Source organism: Gluconacetobacter tumulisoli (assembly GCF_014174155.1).
Taxonomy (GTDB): Bacteria; Pseudomonadota; Alphaproteobacteria; order Acetobacterales; family Acetobacteraceae; genus Gluconacetobacter; species Gluconacetobacter tumulisoli.
The window spans coordinates 234694-250273 of record NZ_JABEQM010000004.1 but is presented as its reverse complement, the minus strand read 5'-3'; the positions used below and the strand labels follow the sequence as shown (position 1 = coordinate 250273).

The following is a 15580-nucleotide window of genomic DNA, read 5'->3' as shown; positions in this document are numbered from 1 at the left end:
CATGGCACTCGGTTTTTTATCCCGCCTGAAGGCAGGATTGTCCCGCTCGACGCAGAAGCTCGGCGGCGGCATCGCGGCGGTGTTCACGCGCCGCAAGCTGGACGACGCGGCACTGGAGGAGCTGGAAGATCTGCTGATCTCGGCGGATCTCGGCCCGGCGGTTGCCGCGCGCATCATCGAATCGTTCCGCAGTTCGCGCTTCGGCAAGGAGGTCACGGATGACGAAATCCGCGACGCCCTGTCCACCGAAATCGCGCGGGTGCTGGAACCGGTGGCGGTGCCCTTCGTCCCCGACCCCGCGCGCAAGCCGCATGTGGTGCTGGTCGTCGGTGTCAACGGCACCGGCAAGACGACGACCATCGGCAAGATGGCCCGCTATTACGGCGAGCAGGGACTGCGGGTGATGATGGTGGCGGGCGATACGTTCCGCGCCGCCGCCGTCGAGCAGCTCCAGGTCTGGGGCCAGCGCGTCGGCGTTCCGGTCATCGCCGGGGCGCCGAACGCGGACGCGGCCGGCCTGGCGTTCGAGGCGCTGAAGCGCGCGCAGGCCGAAGGCGCGGACCTGCTGCTGATCGACACCGCCGGCCGCCTGCACAATAAGGGCGCGCTGATGGAGGAACTGGCCAAGATCATCCGCGTCATGCGCAAGTTCGACGAAACCGCGCCCCATTCGGTGCTGCTGGTCCTGGACGCCACGACCGGGCAGAACGCGATCGAGCAGGTGCGGGTGTTCAAGGAACTGGTGAACGTCACGGGGCTGGTGGTGACGAAGCTGGATGGATCCGCACGGGGCGGCATCGTCGTCGCGCTGGCCGATGCGTATGGCCTGCCGGTTCACGCCGTGGGCGTGGGCGAACAGGCGGAAGATCTGCGACCGTTCTCGGCCGAGGCGTTCGCGCGCGGCCTGGTGGGCGATTCGGTGCGCCTGAGCGCGCACGACGAAGCCGCCGGGGGCGAGGGCGAGCAGGGCGAAGTCTGAGATACAAGGTCGGGCGCTGCCCGAACCCGGCAGGGGCCGAGGCCCCTGGGCCCCGATCATGGATTAAATGGCAGGGTTTTCCAAAGGGCCAAGCCTTTGGCGGGATTCAGGGCGGCGTCCTGAGGCATGCCGCCGAAGGGGCGGATCGCGTGTGAATGCGATCCGCCCCCGGTCCCGCATCCGTCAGAGCGGCAGGATACGTTCCGACAGTTCGCCCAGCGCCTGGATGCCGGGCAGCGTCTTGCCTTCCAGCCACTCCAGGAACGCGCCGCCGGCGGTCGAGATATAGGTCATCTGGTCCGCGACCCCGGCATGGCGCAGCGCGGATACGGTGTCGCCGCCGCCCGCGACGCTGGTCAGCTGCCCGGCCTGGGTCCGCCGCGCCACTTCGGCCGCCAGTTCGTTCGTCGCGGTGTCGAAGGGGTGGAGTTCGAACGCGCCCAGCGGCCCGTTCCAGACCAGTGTCTTCAGCCCGATGATCTTTTCGGTCAGCAGCTTGACCGTTTCCGGCCCGGCGTCCAGTACCATTGAATCGGCGGGGATGGCATCGACCGGCACGGTTTTGGTCGGCGGGTCGGCCCGGAATTCGGTCGCCGTCACGGCGTCCACCGGCAGGACGATCTCGCATCCCCGTTCCGTCGCGCGGGCCATGATCGCGCGCGCGGTGTCGTGCATGTCCGCTTCCTGCAGCGACTTGCCGACATCGACCCCCTTCGCCGCGAGGAAGGTATTGGCCATCGCCCCGCCGACGATCAGGACGTCGACCTTGTCCAGCAGGTTGCCGATCAGGTCCAGCTTGGTCGAGATCTTGGCGCCGCCCACGATCGCGCCGACCGGGTGGGCCGGATTTTCCAGCGCGACGTTCAGGGCGTTCAGTTCGGCTTCCATCAGTCGTCCGGCGAAGGATGGCAGGAAGCGGGCCACGCCCTCGGTCGAGGCATGGGCGCGGTGGGCGGCGGAAAACGCGTCATTGACGTAATCGTCCGCCAGGCCGGCCAGCGCCTTCGACAGGTCGGGGTCGTTCTTTTCCTCGCCGGCATGGAAACGCGTGTTTTCCAGCACCAGCACGTCCCCGTCCTTCAGCGCGGCGACGGCGGCCTCGGCCACCGGGCCGATGCAGTCGTCGGCGAACGCCACCGGCCGGCCAAGCGTCTTGCCCAGGGCGGCCGCGATCGGGGCCAGGGACATCTCCGGCACGCGCTTGCCCTTGGGGCGGTCGAAATGGCTGACGACGATGACCCGCGCCCCCTTGTCCGCCAGTTCGCGGATGGTGGGGGCCAGACGCTCGATCCGGGTCAGGTCCGTGATATGCCCGTCGCGCACGGGCACGTTCAGGTCGGCGCGCAGCAGGACCTTGCGTCCTGCCGCGTTCAGCGTGTCGAGCGTCTTGAACGAAAGGCTGGCCATTACAGCGATCCGAAGAGGGCGGCGGTGTCCGACATCCGGTTGGAGAAGCCCCATTCGTTGTCGTACCAGCTGCAGATCCGCACCAGCTTGCCGCCATCGACCAGCGCCGTTTCCGTCGCGTCGAAGGTCGAGGACGCGAGGGTGTGGTTGAAGTCGGTGCTGACCAGCGGTTCGGTGTTGTACGCTAGGATGCCCTTCAGCGGGCCCTCGGACGCGGCCTTCAGCATCGCTGCATTGACTTCCTCGACCGAGGCCGGGGCACGCGCCGGCACGAAATCGAGCGAGACGAGCGAGACGTTGGGCGTCGGTACGCGGATGGCGGTGCCGTCCAGCTTGCCCTTCAGGTGCGGCAGTACCAGGCCGACCGCGCGGGCGGCGCCGGTGGAGGTCGGGATGATGTTCATCGCCGCCGCGCGGGCGCGGCGCGGATCCTTGTGCAGCGTGTCCACCGTGCGCTGGTCACCGGTATAGGAATGGATGGTGACCATGTAGCCGCGTTCGATCCCGAACGTCTCGTCCAGCACCTTGGCGACGGGCGCCAGGCAGTTGGTGGTGCAGGAGGCGTTGGAAATCACGGTCATGTCGCTGGTCAGCGTGTCGTGGTTCACGCCGTAGACGATGGTGGCGTCCACATGCGTCCCGGGGGCCGAGATGATGACCTTGCGCGCGCCGGCCTCGATCAGGTGGGCCGCCTTTTCCTTGGTGGTGAAGCGGCCGGTGCATTCCATGGCCACGTCGACGCCGTCGAAGGGCACCTTGGTCGGGTCGGCCTCGGCCGACACGGCGAGCGTGTAGGTGCGGCCGTTGGCTGCGATGACGATCGAATTGCCTTCGACGCGTACCTCGGCGGGGAAACGGCCGTGGATGCTGTCATAGCTCAGCAGGTGGGCGTTGTCGGCGACGCTGCCCAGATCGTTGATGGCGACGGGCTCCACGTCGGTGCGCCCGCTTTCGATGATTCCGCGCAGGACAAGGCGACCGATGCGGCCGAAACCATTAATCGCGACTTTGACAGCCATTCTATTTCTCTCCCGTGTGAATTCAGCTACGGATCGTCGGCCGTTGTGGGACGGCGCCCCCGGCTAGGGACCGTACGCGGCCGCCTCCAGCTTTCTGCCCGGACGGCGACGGAAAGTCACGTCCCGTCTCATGGACAAGGCGTCGCGCGGTGTCACGGATCCGTTCGGCGGTGATGCCCAGTCGGCGATAGAGTTCGCTGGACGGCGCGGTTTCGCCGAATCCCTCCATGCCGATGAACACGCCGTCGGGGCCCAGCCAGCGGTCCCATCCGAATCCCGACGCGGCCTCGATCCCGATCCGGGGCGCATGCCCCAGCACATGGTCGCGGTATGCCGCGTCCTGCATGCTGAACAATTCCCAGCAGGGCAGCGACACCAGGGCGGCATGGATCCCGTCGCGCACCAGGTGATGCAGGGCCTGCCGGGCGATCGCGACCTCGCTGCCCGTGGCGATCAATGTCACCTGGCGCGGCCCACGTGCCTCCTCCAGGACGTATCCGCCGCGAACGCCGGTGCCACCGGCACCACGCGGGCGGCGGGGACGCGCGTCGGCGGCCCCCGGCGTCCGCGCGTCGTCCGCCAGGACGGGGCAGAGCGTCATCAGGCTGGGCCCCTCGGTTCGGCGCAGCGCCAGTTCCCAGCATTCCATCGTCTCCCTCCGGTCTGCGGGGCGGAATACCGCGACATTGGGCATCGCCCGCAGGCTGGCCAACTGCTCCACCGGCAGCCACCCTGCGCCGTCTGGACCCAGCGCCAGCCCGTCGTCGGTCAGAAGATAGATGACCTGCCGTCGCATCATCGCGGCGAAACGCAGCGCCGGACGCATGCGGTCGACCGCGACGAACGTCGTTGCCCCGCACGGGATCAGGCCGCCATGCAGCGCGATGCCGTTCAGCAGCGCGGCCAGGCCATGCACGCGCGTGCCGCAATCGGGCGCGGCCTCGCCCCGGCGGGCCGCGCCCGTCAGGTCGATGCCCCGGCGGGAGGTCAGGCACAGCAGTTCCGGGATCAGGTCGCGCAGGATGTCCAGTCCCTGCCGCGCGTGCGCCAGCGTCGTATCCGCGGTTTCGCCACCCGAATGGGGGGCGGGCAGCGTCGGCGCACGTGGACGGCTGGCCCGCAGGGGGGCCGGTTGCAGCGTCGCGGTATGCAGGGGCGCGCCCTGCGTCTGCCAAGACCGCACCCAGTCCTCGCGCCAGAAGGCGGGCAGGCGGCCCTGGGTCGTGCGTTCGAATTCCGACCGATGCCGATGCTTGGCCAGGCGGCGCAGCCAGGACCGGCGCGCCGATGCCCCCCGCCGCGCCGTGGGCGCCCACAGCAGGGTCGACAGGTCGCCCTCCAGGCCGGAACCGGTCGTTGCGGGCGGTGCCGCCGGCGTCACGGTGCAGGCGACGATGCAGGGCTTGCGCGCACGCAACGTGGCCGACAGGGCGGCATGGACGGCGTCCGGGTCCTCGGCCGCCACCGTGCGGACCGACCAGCCGGAGGCGGCATAGCGGCCGAGCGTGTCCTCGGCCTCCATCTCGTCCTGGGGGGCGATCTCGAACAGGACGGTAACCCGGTCCAGGGCCATCCGCCCGGCCAGCACCGCGGATTCCAGGGCGACGCCGGTGGACAGTTCCGTCCCGCAGGACAGGACCCAGATCCGGTGATTGACGATCGACCGCCCGAACCGCGCGGCCATGTGCCGTTCGGCCAGCGCCATGCCGACTGCGGCGCCCAGGCCCTGGCCGCTGGGGCCGAACGCCATTTCGACGGCGGGATGGGTGCCGTATTCCACCAGGGCTTCGCCGGGTGCCGCCGTCTGTCCTGCCAGGCGCATCATCGCCTGCAGCAGCAGCCGGTGGCGGGTGGACGACACGACGAAGCGGTCGCGGTCCGGCCAGTCGGCGCAGGCGGGATCGAAACGCAGGAACTGGTTCCACAGGACGCAGGTCGGGGTCGCCATCGCGCTGGCCTGAGCGGCGGCGGCGGGGTCGGGACCGGCCGCGCGGATGAAGGCCTGCACCGCGTCGCGCAGGGCATGGATGGTCAGGGCATTGATGGTCTGGGCCTGGGCGGGCCGTCGCGTGCGTGGCGGGGCGGCATCCGGCGTGGCCCTTCCGTCGGGGGCCGACGGAAGAATGTCGGTCTGGGTGGTTTCCATCCGTCGGCCTGCCTTTCGTCGGTATCGTAATCCGGCCACCGACGACGAAAGAGGTATCCCGATGGCTATAGGAGTGTGGGCGGCGGCCCGCAAGTTGCAGCGTAAACGCTCTTGCCCCGTGCGACGGATGCTGTAACCGTGCGTCGCCATGTCCATCCGTTGTCGTCCCGACCCGATTGTGCTTGCCGCGTCCATGGCGGGCGCCCTGTGCCTGGCGGGATGCGACCTGGTGGACCAGCGGACCTTCGACCCGCATGCCAGCCGCCCCCCCGTGCCGTACGTGCCGCCTGCCCCGCCCGGACGGCCACCCGTTCCGCCGCTGGTCGAGATCCCGGCCGGCACGCCGCCCGGGCAATGGCAGCCGGCCCTGAAAGGGGCGGTGGCGCGGGCGCTGGCGCTGAAGGCCAATGTCCTGTTCCAGGTCAGGGTGCTGGTCCCGGCCGGCCCGACGCCCCAGCAGGAAGGCACAGCCCTTGGCCATCTGGCGGCCACCGACGGGCAGGCGGTCGCTGCGGCGATCGTCTCGGACGGGGCGTCGCCCTCGCAGGTGGAAATAACCGCTATGTCGGATTCGTCGGTGACCGTCGGCGTAATCCGGGTGTATGTGCGATGAACCGAACCGACATCCGCCTGACGGAAGCGGGCGAACCGTAACGGCGACGGCCGTGGGGGCGGGGAATTCTGGAACCCGGTCCCGCGCGGCTGCCGCAGGAGAATTCGAGAGTGGCCAGTATCGACGCAGGCGGACACCCTTTCTACCGGTTCTGCCGAACAGCGCTGGAAGATATCCGCAGGCAGGGCCGTTATCGTCAGTTCACCCCCCTGGCGCGCCAGGCTGACAATTACCCGCTCTATGACCAGGCCGACCCGGTGGTCCAGCCGCCCGAGGGGCGGGAGGTCGTAGTCTGGTCCGCAAACGACTATCTGGGCATGGGTGTCGACCCCGCGGTCGCCGAGGCTGCGATCGCGGCGATCCGCGCGCATGGTGCCGGCGCCGGCGGCACGCGCAACATTGCCGGCACCAGCCCGCTGCACGCGGAACTGGAGGCCGAACTGGCCAGCCTGCACGGCAAGGAGGCCGGGCTTCTGTTCGTTTCGGGCTATGTCTCGAACCAGGCCAGCCTGCAGACCATCCTGACCAGCATGCCCGGCTGGATCTGCTTTTCCGACCGCCAGAACCATGCGTCGATGATCGCCGGCATCAAGGGCGCGCGCGGGTCGTCCTGCGTGATCTTCGAACATAACGACCTGGCGGACCTGGAGGCGAAGCTGGCGGCCGCGCCGAAGGACGCGCCGAAACTGGTCGCGTTCGAAAGCGTCTATTCCATGGACGGCGATATTTCCGATATCGCGGCAACCTGCGCACTGGCGCGGAAATACGGCGCCATGACCTATCTGGACGAGGTCCATGCCGTCGGCCTGTACGGCGCGCAGGGCGGCGGCGTATCGGAACGCGACGGCGTCGCCGATCAGGTCGACATCATCGAAGGGACGCTGGCCAAGGGATTCGGCGTCCATGGCGGCTATGTCACCGGGTCGGTCGAACTGATCGATTATCTGCGATGCGCGGCGTCGGGATTCATCTTCACGACGTCGCTGCCGCCATCGGTCGTGGCGGCAGCGCTGGCCAGTGTCCGGCTGGTCCGCAAGGACGGCTGGCGGCGCGAGAAGATGTTCGAGCGGGTCGAGGCGTTCCGGGCCCGCCTGCGCGCGGCGGGCGTGCCGTTCATGCAGACGCCCAGCCATATCGTGCCGATCCCGGTCGGCGACGCCGACCGGTGTACCGAGATCAGCCGCCGCCTGCTGTCGGAATACGGGCTGTATGCGACGCCGATCAATTACCCGACCGTGCCGCGCGGCACCGAGCGGCTGCGCCTGACGCCCGGCCCGTTCCATACCGACGCGATGATGGACGAGATGGTGGCCGCCCTGGCGACGTTGCTGGATGTTTCGGTGAACCGTAAGGTCCACGCGGCGGCCTGATGGGCGGCCGTGGGGCCGGGGCGGCGGGCCTCCCCGGTCGTGCCTCAGCCCTTGCGGACCTTGGCGATCGCGGCCTTCAAATCGCTCAGTTCGACGGCGCCGGGGATGACGTAGCGGGCATCGAAGATGAAGGTCGGCGTGCCTTCCAGGTTGATCGCCCCGGCCAGTGTCGTATTGGCGCGCAGGGTCGCGGCGACGGTGGACCCGGCCATGTCGGTCGCCAGACGGTCGGGATCCAGCCCGGCCTGCGCCGCCAGGACGCGGATCCGCGCGCTGTCGGGCTTCGCGCTATCCGTCATTACGGCGCGCTGCATGCGGAAATAGGCGTCCTGACCGCCTTGCAGGGACGCGGCGACGATGGCCTGCGCGGCAAGGGTGCTGGCCGGCCCCAGGACCGGTACGATCTTTTCCAGGATACGCACGTTCCGGTCTTCGTGGACCAGGCGGTCCAGGTCAGGCAGGACCTTCCGGCAGTAGGGGCAACGCGGATCATAGAATTCAACCACCGTCGTGCTGCCATGTGGGTCGCCCAGGATGGCGTCCGTGGCGGCGGGCGTGCTCAGCGCCGCCCGGTTCGCCGTCAGGGCGTCGCGGGTCGATGCCTGCTGCTGCGCCTCCGCCCCCGCGCGAAGGGCGGTGATGGCGTCGGCCAGGATGGACGGGTCGGTCTTGAGGGCGGTCCTGACGATGGCCACGATCTCCTGCCGCTGGGCGTCGGTGAAGCTGCCGGCATCGGCGGCCCGGGCGGCCCCGCTGGTGCCCGTCAGCCCTGCCGCCAGCATCGCGGCGGACAGGGCCCATCCCCGCCAGGAGGGCATGCGGGCAGGGGTGGCGGTGGCAAGGCGGGAATGCGGCAAGGATATGCTCCGGTTGGCGGATCGGATGTCCGCCGTCTGTAAAGCAGAACATCCCGGGGCGGAAGGGCGACGTCCCGGCAGGCCCCCTCCCGGGTTGTCACGCCGGAACGCCATGCGGGGATGTCCCGTGTTGCCGCCGTTCCCGAAGACCGCTAATCCCGAAGGGCCCGGTGGTTCGCCTCGGGGCCGGAACGGTGGCTATGGAGAATTTGTGCGTGCGTGAGCGTCCCCTGAATCCCCCTGTCCGCCGATATGGGGCCATGTTGGCGTCGACCGTCCTGGCGGCCGCGCTGGCCGGCTGCGGAACATCGCCGGTCAAGACGGTCAGCACGACGCTGTTCGGCGGAGCGAACTCGCCCTATCTCAGCGGATATATCGGCAATGTGGTGGCAGACGAACCCCAGGCGGCCATGGTCGCACGGGATGTGCTCGCCCGCGGTGGCAATGCCGCCGACGCCGCCGCGGCGTTGGGCATGTCCCTGGCCGTCACCCTGCCGTCGCGGGCGTCGATGGGGGCCGGCGGCGCATGCCTGGCCTACCGTCCGGGCGACACGCAGGGCGGACGGGCCTTCCTGTTCACGCCGGTTGCGGGGGCCACGGCGGCGAATGCGGGGGCGGCAGCCGGGGGCGAACGGGTGGACCGGCCGGCGGCGGTGCCGATGCTGGCGCGTGGCCTCTATCTGATGCACCTGCGCTATGGCAGCGTGGAATTCGGGGAAACCCTGTCCCCGGCGCTGGGCCTTGCGCGGAACGGCATGACCGTCAGCCGGGGCCTGGCGAACGATCTGGCGGCCGTGGAGGCGCCCTTGCTGGCCGATCCCGGTGCGCGGGCGCTGTTCAGCCGCAATGACGGCAGGATCCTGACCGAGGGTGATACGCTGGTTCAATCCCACCTGGCCGGCGTGCTGGAGCAGATCCGCAGCGTGGGCGTGGGCGATTTGTATAATGGCGCACTGGCGGCTTCCTTCGTCGCGGGCAGCCAGGCGGCGGGTGGCGGGCTGGTGTCCGCGGACCTGCGCGGCGCGGTCCCGGCCGAAACGCAGCCGCTGACCGTCATTTCCCGCGGGACAACCGTGGCCTTCCTGCCGCCGCCGGCCGATGGCGGGCTGGGCAGCGCCGTGGCCTATCGCGCCCTGTCCGCCGGCGGGCAGGCCGGGCAGGTGGGGCAGGCGACGGTCGCGGCCTGGCGCGCCCGCGCGGCCGAAGCGCATGATGCCGACGATTTGGTCGCCCAGGCGCAGGCCGTGCTGGAATCCGGAAACGTCCCCGGGGGCGGTACCCTGCCGCATCTGCCGGCCTCGACATCGTTTGCGGTGGTCGACCGCCATGGGGGCGCGGTCGCCTGCGCCCTGACGATGGACAATCTGTTCGGGACCGGTCGCCTGGCCGGCAGCACCGGCATCGTCATCGCGGCGTCGCCCCAGCGCCTGCCGCGCCCGCTGCTGACCGCGGCGATCGCCAGCCAGGGCCGGGGGTTCCGCGCGGCGGTGACCGGGTCCGGGCAGAACGATGCCGCCGATGCGGTGGCGGCGGAACTGCAGCAGGTGCTGGCCGGGCAGGATCCCGGGGCGCGGCCAGTCACGGCCAATGGCCGCATCAACGCGATTTCCTGCCCGAACGGCCTGCCGGGCGGCGAGGGAAGCTGCGTGGGCGGAACCGACGCGCGGGGGTCCGGCCTGGCCGTGGGATCCGAGTGACGGGGCTGCGTGCCGCTTGTGGATGATCATGTTTTGTTCTAGATTTTCGAGGCCGGCCTTGCACACTTGGGATGCACAGGATTCGGATATTCACGGCATTGGAATGGGGTAAGGGCGATGGCGCAGGCACCGGGCATGGACAAGAGCAAGGCGCTTGAGGGCGCCCTGAGCCAGATCGAACGGGCGTTCGGCAAGGGGTCGGTCATGCGCCTGGGGGAACGCCCCAACGAACAGGCCGACGTCATTTCGTCCGGGTCGCTGGGCCTGGATATCGCGTTGGGAATCGGCGGCCTGCCGCGGGGCCGCATCGTCGAGATCTATGGTCCCGAAAGCTCCGGCAAGACGACGCTGGCCCTGCACGCCATCGCCGAGGCACAGAAAAAGGGCGGCACCTGCGCCTTTATCGATGCCGAACATGCGCTGGACCCCGGATATGCGCGCAAGCTGGGTGTCGATGTCGACAATCTGCTGATCAGCCAGCCGGATGCCGGTGAACAGGCGCTGGAGATCGCGGACACCCTGGTGCGTTCCGGGGCGATCGACGTGTTGGTCGTGGACAGCGTGGCGGCCCTGGTGCCGCGGGCGGAACTGGAAGGCGACATGGGCGACAGCCATGTCGGCCTGCATGCGCGCCTGATGAGCCAGGCGCTGCGCAAGCTGACGGGCACGGTGTCGCGGTCCAACACCATGATGATCTTCCTGAACCAGATCCGCCTGAAGATCGGCGTGATGTTCGGCAGTCCGGAAACGACGACGGGCGGCAATGCCCTGAAATTCTATGCCTCGGTCCGGATGGACATCCGGCGGATCGGGTCGATCAAGGACAAGGACGAGGTCGTCGGCAACCAGACCCGGGTGAAGGTCGTCAAGAACAAGATGGCCCCCCCGTTCCGGCAGGTCGAATTCGACATCATGTATGGCGAAGGGATCAGCAAGATGGGCGAACTGGTCGACCTGGGTGTCAAGGCGGGCATCGTCGAGAAATCGGGCGCCTGGTTCTCCTACGACAGCCAGCGGATCGGGCAGGGGCGTGAAAACGCCAAGCAGTTCCTGCGCACCCATCCGGAGATGGCCGCCGATATCGAACGTCGTGTCCGCGAACAGGCCGGTGTGGTCGCCGAGGCGATGCTGGTGGCGCCCGGCGAACAGGATCTGGCCGACGCCGCCGAGTGATCGGGCCTGCGCATGTCCGGTAGAAGACGCTCCGTTCGCACGGGCGCCCTGACGGGCCTGCGCTTCGGCAGCGTCTCCGGGTTCCGTCCGGTCGTGGGGGTGCTGCTTTGCCTGGGGGCCTGCACGGTTCACCGGCCGGATGGGGATTCGATCGACATTCCACCGCCGGGGCTGGCCTCCGCCGCCGGCGATGATGCCGGTGACGCGCCGTCCACCGGCGGGGACAACGGTGCTTCCGGGGGCAGGGGGGCGTCTTCGCCCGGTGCCATGGCGGCGCGGCAGCCGGATTATCAGCCGCTGCCGGATGCGCCGGCGATGCAGCTGATTTCATCCGGATACGATCCCAACGCCAGCGACGACGATGCCGATCAGAAAAATGACGGCAAGCATTATGTCATCCCCGACACGCAGGTCAGCTACGGCCGTCATTCCGGTGGGCAATCGGGATATGGCCATTAGACGGCCATCCCGGGCCATGCCTTCGCAAGGCGACGACGCAGCCCTGCGGGTCTGATCGATCCGGTCCGATCACGACATGTTCGAGGATTGCCGTGCGACGGCGTGACGGTCTTGTTCCTGAGCCGGCCCGGTGTCTATCGTTACGCGACGTAACTGCAGGAAGGCGGAAGCAGCATGATGGGCCGTGCCGTCAGGATTTTCATTCTCGGCAGCCTTGCCGCCGTTTCCTTTGCCCTGCCGTGGCGGGCGTCGGCGGCATCCCCGTCGCCCCCGCCACCGACCCTGCAACTGGTCGCCAGTACGGATACGCACACCTGGAACGGCGTCGCCGTTGCCAATGATGGCCGTATCTTCGTCAATTTTCCAAGCTGGGTCGAACGGACCCCCGGCGTCGCGGTGCTGGATGCCCATGGCGTGCCGGTTCCCTATCCCGGCGTCGGATGGAACAGCTGGTCGCCCGGACAACCGGCGGCGGAGCATTTCGTATCGGTCAATTCACTCTATATCGACCGGGGGGAAAACCATCTGTGGGTCACGGACCCGGCGACGCCGCATTTCGCGGCGATCGTGGAGGGCGGTCCGAAGCTGGTCGAGATTGATCTGGCGACCGACAAGGTGGTCCATGTCTATCATTTCGACGATCATGTCGCGCCGCACGACAGCTATCTGAACGATATCCGCATTGTCGGCCGCCATGTCTTCGTCACTGAATCCGGAACAGGTGCGATCCTGGTGCTGGATCGCGATACGGGCGCCATCCGCCGCCTGCTGGCTGACACTCCCCTGACGAAGGCCGATCCGTCGATCGTGCCGCATGTCGATGGCCGTCCCCTGGTCGGCGCCGACGGCAAGGCGCCCCGGATCAATGCCGATCAGATCGAACTGTCTGCCGATCGCCGCACCTTGTTCTTCATGTCGCCATTCGGTCCCAATTTATATCGGGTCGCGGTATCGGATCTGCTGGATACGGCATTGTCCGAGGCAGAACTGGAACGGCGCGTGCGGGTGGACCGTCATGTCCCCCCTGTCGGGGGCCTGGTCATGGACAGCCACGATACGCTGTACCTGTCCGAGATCGAGACTCACTCCATCCATGCCGAGGATCCGCACGGCCGCACCTTGTGGCGGCTGACCGATCCGCGCCTGGACTGGCCGGACGCCTATTCGATCACACCCGATGGAATGGTGTATCTGGCCGTGGCGCAGGTGGATCGTCTTCCGGCATTTCATGGCGGGACCGACGGCCGGCATCCCCCCTACCTGCTGTTCCGGTTCCATCCCGGCCAGGCCGGTCCGCGATGACGGAGGGCTGACGCATGCCTGCACGATGTACCCCGCCGGTCGACGTGCCAGTCACGTCTATGTCAGCATCCCGGGATTTTATGGCGGTTGGCCGCCATTCGCGCGGCATGCCGACAGCCGGGCCGGCGGGGCCGCCACTGGATTGACGCCCGGGATGGTGTTACGCCGCCTGAGAACGCGAAAATAATACTGGAACGCGCCTTCCGGAGGAACGGAAACATGGCAGGTCAGGCGACACGGGGCGACGGTTTTCCGTCCCGGCGATAGAGAATGGCTTCAGATCCCCCGCACTGGGGCCAGAGCGTGTTCCGTGAGAGTGAGACGGCGGTGCCATATCTGACCTTTTCGCGGTCGGAATGGGCAGCACTGCGTGCGAATGTGCCGCTTTCATTGTCCGAGGACGAGATCGCGGTCCTGCGGGGCCGGAACGAGCCGGTATCGCTGTCCGACATTACCGAGATCTACCTGCCGCTGTCGCGTCTGCTGAACCTGCACGTAACGGCGCTGCGCAGCCTGAACAGCATGGTGGAAAGTGCGTTCCTGGGTTGTCCCCGCATCACGGTGCCGTTCATCATCGGCATCGCCGGCAGCGTCGGCGTGGGCAAGAGCACGTTTGCCCGCTTGCTGCAGGCGGTTCTCTCGCGCTGGCCCGATCATCCTCGGGTCGATTTGGTGACCACCGACGGGTTCCTCCTGCCGACGCGCGAGTTGGAGGAACGCGACCTCATGCAGCGCAAGGGCTTTCCCGAAAGCTACGACCTGCGCCGGATGATCTCTTTCCTGGCGGCGGCGAAGGCAGGGGAACGCCATCTGGAGGTCCCCTATTACTCGCACGACGCCTACGATATCGTGCCGGATCGCTTTCAGGTCGTCGACCGGCCCGACATCCTGATTTTCGAAGGGCTGAACGTGCTGCAGACCGGCAGCGACCGGTCCGCCGTGGCGTCGGATTTCTTCGATTTCTCGATCTATCTCGACGCCGCGACGGCGGATATCGAATCGTGGTACGTGGATCGCTTCCTGCTGCTGCAACGGACGGCATTCCGCAAGCCGACCTCTTATTTCCACCATTACCGTGACCTTCCGCCGGCCGAGGCGGAAGCCGTGGCCCGAAGGATCTGGAGCCGGATCAACCTTCCGAACCTGGAGGCCAATATCCTGCCGACGCGGGAGCGCGCGCGGCTGATCGTGCGCAAGGAACGGTCGCACGCGGTCGGTGAGGTCCGGCTACGCCACCTCTGAAAGGGCGTTGAAAACGCATTTGGCGGCTGCCGGGACAGGGAATCCTGTCCCGGCAGCCGTTGTTCCGGCCTGGATCAGCGTTGCCGCTCGATATCCGCGCCCCCGCCCGGCAGTGGGGCGTCGCCCTTGACCGCAAGCGTGGTGCCATCCCAGGACAGGGTGCGCAACATCCGGTCCATGACCCCCTGGACTAGGATGGACTTGCCGTCCGGTGCGAAGATCAGGCCCTGCGGCCAGAGCGTGCCCGGCGCCTGCGCCAGCTGGGCCAGGTGGCCGTCGGCCAGCGAAAGCACGGTCACGATCCCCCGATCATGATAAAGCGGCGATGTCGGCAGGACGGCGGACCCGTTCTGGGACACGACGGCGACGAAGCGGCCGTCGGGCGAGATATCCAGTCCCTCGGGTGCGTTCGGCACGACGATGCGCTGGATCTCGCGGATCGGCGACGCCGTCAGGTCCAGCACGGACAGGGCACCGGGCAGACCCTCGCCATGGCCCAGGATGCCCATGACGGCGTAATGCCCGTCACGGGTCAGCCGGATGTTCCACGGGCCGGGCTTGATATCGAGCGGCTGCGGATCGACGGTGATCGTGTCGCCGTCGATATGCAGGACGAAGACCTTGTCCCCCTTCCACAGGCTGACCAGCGCACGCTTGCCGTCCGGGGTGATCGCCACGCCGCCGGGAAAGCCGGCCGCCACGGGCAGCGGGATGATCTTCCGGTCGCTGAGCTTGCGTCCGTCGAAACGGAACCAGGTCAGGACGCCCCCCGCGCCATTGGCGACCAGCACGTGCTTCTGGTCCGGCGTGATGCGCAATGTGGTGGTGCCGGGGGCGGACTGGACCTGCTGGATCACGCGGGGCTTCGGCCCGGACAGGTCGACGACGCTGATGCGGTCGTCGGGAACGATCTTGTCATGCGCCGGATCGGCCTTCGTCGCCGAGGAGACCAGCGCGATCTTGCCGTCCGGCGTCAGTTCCAGGCCGGTCGGCGGTCCGACGACGCTGACCGGCACGGCGACGCTGGAGCGGACCGCCCACACCCCGTTGGATCCCTGGTCCAGGACCGACAGCGTATCGGGCTTCAGCGGCTTGGGCAGGACCTGCACCCCGTTTTGCAGGATGGAGTGGGCATCGTTGGCCGAAACGACGGTTTCGGCATGCGCGGCGGTGGCCAGCGCCATCGAGACGCAGAACGTGGACAGGACCCTGAGACGCATTGTTCACCTTGCAGACGTATTTATTTACATTCACCCGAATTGATATCCGACGGACATCGGGAATGAAATTGGGTAAACTTAATTTTATCTGAATAG

At 68.0% G+C, this 15580-nt stretch carries 13 protein-coding genes; 8 read left to right on the top strand and 5 right to left on the bottom strand.

From position 1 onward, the window contains the following. Position 1: 1 nt before the first annotated feature. Positions 2-979: a signal recognition particle-docking protein FtsY gene (ftsY, locus tag HLH28_RS07160; RefSeq protein WP_182956705.1), complete on the top strand. Its 978-nt coding sequence runs from the start codon at positions 2-4 to the stop codon at positions 977-979. 183 nt (positions 980-1162) lie between these two features. Here the strand turns inward: ftsY and HLH28_RS07155 are convergent, their stop codons facing one another. The 3 genes from HLH28_RS07155 to HLH28_RS07145 are packed head-to-tail and all read right to left on the bottom strand — an operon-like array spanning position 1163 to position 5551. Further along, entirely contained in the window at positions 1163-2386 is a 1224-nt protein-coding gene (locus HLH28_RS07155; protein WP_182956702.1) for a phosphoglycerate kinase, read from the bottom strand. Next, positions 2386-3405, bottom strand: coding sequence for a type I glyceraldehyde-3-phosphate dehydrogenase (gene gap, locus HLH28_RS07150; protein ID WP_182956699.1), 1020 nt, complete (start codon positions 3403-3405; stop codon positions 2386-2388). Before gap ends, HLH28_RS07155 begins: the two co-directional genes overlap by 1 nt. 22 nt (positions 3406-3427) lie before the next feature. Beyond that, positions 3428-5551 carry a transketolase-like TK C-terminal-containing protein gene (locus HLH28_RS07145; protein WP_182956695.1) on the bottom strand — a complete coding sequence of 708 codons (2124 nt, stop codon included), beginning with the start codon at positions 5549-5551 and terminating at the stop codon, positions 3428-3430. 148 nt (positions 5552-5699) lie between these two features. Between HLH28_RS07145 and HLH28_RS07140 the strand changes: the two genes are divergently transcribed. Beyond that, positions 5700-6164 carry a hypothetical protein gene (locus HLH28_RS07140; protein WP_182956692.1) on the top strand — a complete coding sequence of 155 codons (465 nt, stop codon included), beginning with the start codon at positions 5700-5702 and terminating at the stop codon, positions 6162-6164. Positions 6165-6274: 110 nt separating this feature from the next. Beyond that, positions 6275-7534, top strand: a complete 1260-nt coding sequence (hemA, locus tag HLH28_RS07135) for a 5-aminolevulinate synthase (protein WP_182956687.1) — start codon at positions 6275-6277, stop codon at positions 7532-7534. Positions 7535-7578: 44 nt separating this feature from the next. Here hemA and HLH28_RS07130 read toward each other — a convergent pair whose 3' ends face one another. Then, positions 7579-8352 (bottom strand): DsbA family protein, encoded by a 774-nt coding sequence (locus HLH28_RS07130; protein ID WP_408869828.1) that lies wholly within the window; start codon positions 8350-8352, stop codon positions 7579-7581. 299 nt (positions 8353-8651) lie between these two features. Between HLH28_RS07130 and HLH28_RS07125 the strand changes: the two genes are divergently transcribed. The 5 genes from HLH28_RS07125 (at position 8652) to coaA (ending at position 14264) form a co-directional block, all read left to right on the top strand. Further along, entirely contained in the window at positions 8652-10088 is a 1437-nt protein-coding gene (locus HLH28_RS07125; RefSeq protein WP_246395741.1) for a gamma-glutamyltransferase, read from the top strand. A 117-nt stretch (positions 10089-10205) separates the two neighbouring features. Then, the gene (recA, locus tag HLH28_RS07120) at positions 10206-11261 is read left to right on the top strand and encodes a recombinase RecA (RefSeq protein ID WP_182956681.1); all 1056 of its coding nucleotides are present in this window, start codon (positions 10206-10208) and stop codon (positions 11259-11261) included. Between the two features lie 12 nt (positions 11262-11273). Beyond that, positions 11274-11720, top strand: coding sequence for a hypothetical protein (locus tag HLH28_RS07115; RefSeq protein ID WP_246395739.1), 447 nt, complete (start codon positions 11274-11276; stop codon positions 11718-11720). A gap of 174 nt (positions 11721-11894) precedes the next feature. Continuing rightward, positions 11895-13022 (top strand): SMP-30/gluconolactonase/LRE family protein, encoded by a 1128-nt coding sequence (locus tag HLH28_RS07110; RefSeq protein WP_182956678.1) that lies wholly within the window; start codon positions 11895-11897, stop codon positions 13020-13022. A gap of 270 nt (positions 13023-13292) precedes the next feature. Next, positions 13293-14264 (top strand): type I pantothenate kinase, encoded by a 972-nt coding sequence (coaA, locus tag HLH28_RS07105; protein WP_182956676.1) that lies wholly within the window; start codon positions 13293-13295, stop codon positions 14262-14264. Between the two features lie 74 nt (positions 14265-14338). Here coaA and HLH28_RS07100 read toward each other — a convergent pair whose 3' ends face one another. After that, a complete protein-coding gene (locus tag HLH28_RS07100; protein ID WP_182956673.1) occupies positions 14339-15484 on the bottom strand; it encodes a lactonase family protein in 1146 nt (381 codons plus the stop codon). Positions 15485-15580: the final 96 nt, after the last annotated feature.

What these genes read in the sequence shown, in the direction of transcription:
- HLH28_RS07125 (WP_246395741.1), top strand. Translation starts at nt 8,652, where the DNA reads ATGTTGGCGTCGACCGTCCTGGCGGCCGCGCTGGCCGGCTGCGGAACA.
- ftsY (WP_182956705.1), top strand. Translation starts at nt 2, where the DNA reads ATGGCACTCGGTTTTTTATCCCGCCTGAAGGCAGGATTGTCCCGCTCG.
- HLH28_RS07140 (WP_182956692.1), top strand. Translation starts at nt 5,700, where the DNA reads ATGTCCATCCGTTGTCGTCCCGACCCGATTGTGCTTGCCGCGTCCATG.
- HLH28_RS07155 (WP_182956702.1), bottom strand. Translation starts at nt 2,386, where the DNA reads ATGGCCAGCCTTTCGTTCAAGACGCTCGACACGCTGAACGCGGCAGGA.
- HLH28_RS07130 (WP_408869828.1), bottom strand. Translation starts at nt 8,352, where the DNA reads ATGCCCTCCTGGCGGGGATGGGCCCTGTCCGCCGCGATGCTGGCGGCA.
- HLH28_RS07100 (WP_182956673.1), bottom strand. Translation starts at nt 15,484, where the DNA reads ATGCGTCTCAGGGTCCTGTCCACGTTCTGCGTCTCGATGGCGCTGGCC.
- HLH28_RS07110 (WP_182956678.1), top strand. Translation starts at nt 11,895, where the DNA reads ATGATGGGCCGTGCCGTCAGGATTTTCATTCTCGGCAGCCTTGCCGCC.
- recA (WP_182956681.1), top strand. Translation starts at nt 10,206, where the DNA reads ATGGCGCAGGCACCGGGCATGGACAAGAGCAAGGCGCTTGAGGGCGCC.
- HLH28_RS07145 (WP_182956695.1), bottom strand. Translation starts at nt 5,551, where the DNA reads ATGGAAACCACCCAGACCGACATTCTTCCGTCGGCCCCCGACGGAAGG.
- gap (WP_182956699.1), bottom strand. Translation starts at nt 3,405, where the DNA reads ATGGCTGTCAAAGTCGCGATTAATGGTTTCGGCCGCATCGGTCGCCTT.
- coaA (WP_182956676.1), top strand. Translation starts at nt 13,293, where the DNA reads ATGGCTTCAGATCCCCCGCACTGGGGCCAGAGCGTGTTCCGTGAGAGT.
- HLH28_RS07115 (WP_246395739.1), top strand. Translation starts at nt 11,274, where the DNA reads ATGTCCGGTAGAAGACGCTCCGTTCGCACGGGCGCCCTGACGGGCCTG.